The sequence below is a fragment of the Streptomyces similanensis genome, assembly GCF_039543625.1.
GTDB lineage: Bacteria > Actinomycetota > Actinomycetes > Streptomycetales > Streptomycetaceae > Streptomyces > Streptomyces similanensis.
The window spans coordinates 1-4,759 of record NZ_BAABKC010000008.1; the positions used below are offsets into that span (position 1 = coordinate 1).

General features: G+C 69.1%; 1 protein-coding gene. It reads right to left on the reverse strand.

Annotated features, from left to right (window positions below):
- On the reverse strand, positions 1–4,759 hold a 4,759-nt coding region (locus ABEB07_RS02770), incomplete at both ends, for a beta-ketoacyl synthase N-terminal-like domain-containing protein (RefSeq protein ID WP_345666851.1).

The window sequence follows — 4,759 nt, forward strand, 5'->3', positions numbered from 1 at the left end:
CACCACACCATCATCAAGCACACCAGCCACATGCACCACACCCGACAACGGCGCCCCCACCGGCACCCGACCCAACAACCCCACCACCGCCTCACGATCCGCCACATCACACGCCTCCACCACCACCTCCGCACCCGCCCGCTCCAACTCCGCCCGCAACTCCACCACACCCACAGCATCCACACCCCGCCGACCAGCCAACACCAAACTCCGCACCCCATGCACCGCCACCAAATGCCGCGCCACCACCGCACCCAACGCACCCGTACCACCCGTCACCAACACCGTCCCACCCCGACGAAACACCACACCACCATCACCATCACCCACCGACCCCAGCGATTCCACCGACACCCCAGCCCGCACCAACCGCGGAACAAACACCCCACCCGACCGCAACGCCACCTGCGGCTCACCCAACGCAACCACACCCGCCAACACCCCACCACCAGGCACCACACCCCCCTCACCCACATCCACCAACACCACCCGCCCCGGACTCTCCGCCTGCACCGAACGCACCAACCCCCACACCGCAGCCCCCACCGGATCCACCACACCACCATCACCCTCACCATCACCACCCACAGCACTACCCACAGCACCACCCACCGACACAGCACCCCGCGACACCACCACCAACCAACCCCCACGCGACCCCGCGAGAAACGACTGAACAACCGAAAGCACCCCAGCCGTCACCTCCCGCACCACCCCCGCATCCAACGACACCGACCGAGGCACCTCCACAACCTCCACCTCCGCCTCCACATCACCCACACCCCCAGCCACCGGCAACAACGACCACTCCACCCGGAACAACGAATCCCCGGACACCCGCAGTTGCTCATCCGCCACCGCCCGCAGCACGAGGGACTCGACCGACGCGACCGGAGTCCCCTCACCGTCGGCGAGTTCCAGTGCCACCGATTCGGACCCGGTGGGCGTCATGCGCACCCGCAGGGCGGTGGCGCCGGAGGCGTGCAGTGTCAGGCCGTTCCACGCGAACGGGAGGAGCAACCCCTCACCGTCGGGCTCACGCTCACCCAGGAAGGCTCCCGCGTGCAGCGCGGCGTCCAGGAGCGCCGGGTGCAGACCGAACCCGGCGGCCGACTCCACCTCACCCGCCGGCAACGCGACCTCGGCGAACACCTCGCCACCACGCCGCCACACCGCACGCAAACCCTGAAACACCGGCCCGTATCCATACCCGGCGGTCGCCTGCTCCGTATAGAAGCCGGTCAGGTCGACGGGCTGCGCAGCCTCCGGAGGCCAGACGGCGAAGTCGGCACCAGGTGCCGGTGCCTCGTCGGCGAGCTGCCCCCTCGCGTGGCGGACCCACGGCGCGTCGGAGTCGGCGTCGTCCGGCCGCGAGTACACCGCGACCGGCCGCACGCCGTCCGCGTCCTCGCCCACCGACACCTGGACACGCACCGCACCCTCATCGGGGATCACCAAGGGAGTCTCGATCACCAGCTCCCGCAGCGTCCCCGCGCCGACCTCATCACCGGCACGAACTGCCAACTCGACCAAAGCGGCACCCGGCAGCAGGATCGTGCCGGCCACGGCGTGATCGGCGAGCCACGGCTGGGTGCCGAGCGACAGCCGACCTGTGCCGAGGACACCGCCCGTGTCGGGGAGACTGATCAACGAGTCCAACAGCTGATGCCCGGCCGCGAATGCGGGATCACCGCTGGACACATTCGAGTTCATCCAGTAGCGCTGGTGTTGGAAGGCGTAGGTGGGCAGGTCGATCCGGCGTGCACCGGTACCGGCGAAGACCTGCTCCCAGCCGACGTCGACACCGCGGGCGTGGAGCCGGGCAAGGGTGGTCATCAGGGCGCGGTCCTCGGGCACGTCGCGCCGCAGCGACGGCACGCACCCTTCCTCGGCCACCATCCCGGAGAGCACTCCGTCGGGGCCCAGCTCCAGGAAGGTGGTCACCTTCCGCTCCCGCAGCGCACGCACACCGTCGTGGAAACGGACCGTGCCCCGCACGTGCTCCACCCAGTACTCCGGCGTGCACAGCCGCTCGGCGTCCGCGATTTCGCCCGTCAGGTTCGAGATCACCGGGACGGACGGCGCGGAATAGGTGAGTGTGGACGCCACCCTGCGGAACTCCTCCAGCATCGGGTCCATCAACGGCGAGTGGAACGCGTGCGAGACCCGCAGCCGCTTCGTCCGGCGCCCCTCGAACCGGGTCAGCACCGCCTCGACCTCGTCCCGGACGCCGGACAGGACCAGCGACATGTCCCCGTTGATCGCCGCGATGCTCACCCCGGCCGTCAGCAACGCAGCGACCTCGTCCTCCGACGCCTCGACCGCCACCATCACCCCACCCACGGCAAGCTCCTGCATCAACCGGCCCCGCGCCACCACCAACCCCGCGGCATCCTCCAACGACCACACACCCGCCAGATACGCCGCCACCACCTCACCGATCGAATGACCCGCCAGGCAGTCCGGCCGCACGCCCCACGACTCCACCAACCGGAACAGTGCCACCTCGACAGCGAACAACGCCGGCTGCGCATACCGCGTCGCATCCAGCAGATCACCGCCCCCGAACACCAGCTCCTTCAAAGAGCTGCCGAGGCTCTCGTCCACGGCGGCGCACACCTGGTCGAAGGCTTCAGCGAACACCGGGTAGGCCGCATACAGCTCGCGCCCCATCCCGGCGCGCTGCGCACCCTGGCCCGTGAACAGCACCCCCAGACGACCGCCGACCACCGTCTCTCCACGCACCGACGCCAGCTGCTCCCGCGCCTCCTCCACCGAGCCCGCCACCACCACCGCACGGTGATCAAACCGAGCACGAGACGTCGCCAGCGAATACGCCACGTCCGACAGATGCAACCCCGAACCCTCACCCAGGAACCCGGCCAGCCGCGCCGCCTGGGCACGCACCGCTTCCGGTGTCCGCCCCGAGACCACCAACGGCACCACACCCTCCGGCGCCCCCGCACGCTCCACCGGAACCGCAGGATCGGCAGGCTCAACCCCCTCCAGAATCACGTGCGCGTTGGTCCCGCTGATGCCGAAGGAGGAGACGGCCGCCCGACGCGGGCGCTCCCCCTCCCTCGACCACTCCCGCGCCTCCGTCAGCAACTCCACCGCACCCGCCGACCAGTCCACCTTCGGCGACGGAGCATCCACATGCAACGTCCTGGGCAACACCCCGTGCCGCATCGCCTCCACCATCTTGATCACACCCGCCACACCCGCCGCGGCCTGCGCATGACCGATGTTCGACTTCAACGAACCCAGCCACAACGGACGCCCCGCCCCAGGACGCTCCTGGCCGTACGTCGCGATCAGCGCCTGCGCCTCGATCGGATCACCCAACGACGTACCCGTGCCGTGCGCCTCCACCGCATCCACATCAGCGGCCGACAGCCCGGCACTGGCAAGCGCCTGCCGGATCACACGCTGCTGCGAAGGACCATTCGGCGCCGTCAGCCCATTCGACGCACCATCCTGGTTCACCGCACTGCCCCGCACCAGCGCCAACACCTGATGACCATTGCGCCGCGCATCCGACAGACGCTCCAACAGCAGCAGACCCACACCCTCGGCCCACGACGTACCGTCCGCACCCGCCGCGAACGACTTGCACCGACCATCCGGCGCCAGACCCCGCTGCCGCGAGAACTGTACGAAGGCGATGGGGGTGGACATCACGGCGACGCCGCCGGCCAGGGCGAGCGAGCACTCGCCGTTGCGCAGGGCCTGCATCGCGGAGTGCATCGCCACCAGCGACGACGAGCACGCCGTGTCCACCGTCACGGAGGGTCCTTCGAGCCCGAGGGCATACGAAACGCGCCCGGAGACGAGGCTGCCGGCGGCGACTGCCTCGTTGTAGTCGTGGTACATGGCGCCGGCGAAGACACCGGTCCGGCTGCCCTTCAGCGTGGTCGGATCGATCCCGGCCCGCTCCAGCACCTCCCACGACGTCTCCAACAGCAACCGCTGCTGCGGATCCATCGCCAACGCCTCACGCGGACTGATCCCGAAGAACGCCGGGTCGAACTCCCCCGCGTCATGCAGGAAACCGCCCTCCCGAACATAGGACTTACCCACACTGTCCGGATCAGGATCGAACAACCCCGCCACATCCCAACCCCGATCCTCCGGAAACGCCGTGATGCCCTCACGCCCCTCGACCACCAGCCGCCACAAATCCTCCGGCGACCCCACCCCACCCGGCAGCCGACACCCCATCGCCACAATCGCGATCGGATCCTCCGACACCGAGACGACAGACACACCCCCCGCCACAACCGAACCGACCAACGCCCCCTCACCCACCAACTCCCCGCACAAGAACTCAGCCAGCACACCCGGCGACGGATAATCGAAGATCAACGTCGCCGGCAACCGCAACCCCGTCACCGCGTTCAACCGGTTCCGCAACTCCACCGCCGTCAACGAATCAAAACCCAGATCGTTGAACGCCTGCCCGGCACCGATACTCCCCGCATCCGCATGCCCCAACACCACCGCGACCTCACCCGACACCAACTCCACCACAAGACGCCGCTGCTCGTTGACCGTCAGGCCCGACAGACGGTCGGCCAGGGAGCCGCCGCCGGCACCGCCCGCGCCGGCGGCCGCGATGCGGCGTGGGCGGCGGACCAGCCCTCGGAGCATCGACGGCAATTCATCGGTGGCTGCCTGCTGGGCAAGATCCGCGAGGTCGAACTTGACGGGTACCAGGGCGGGTTCGTCGCTGACGAGGCCGGCGTCGAAGAGCGCCATC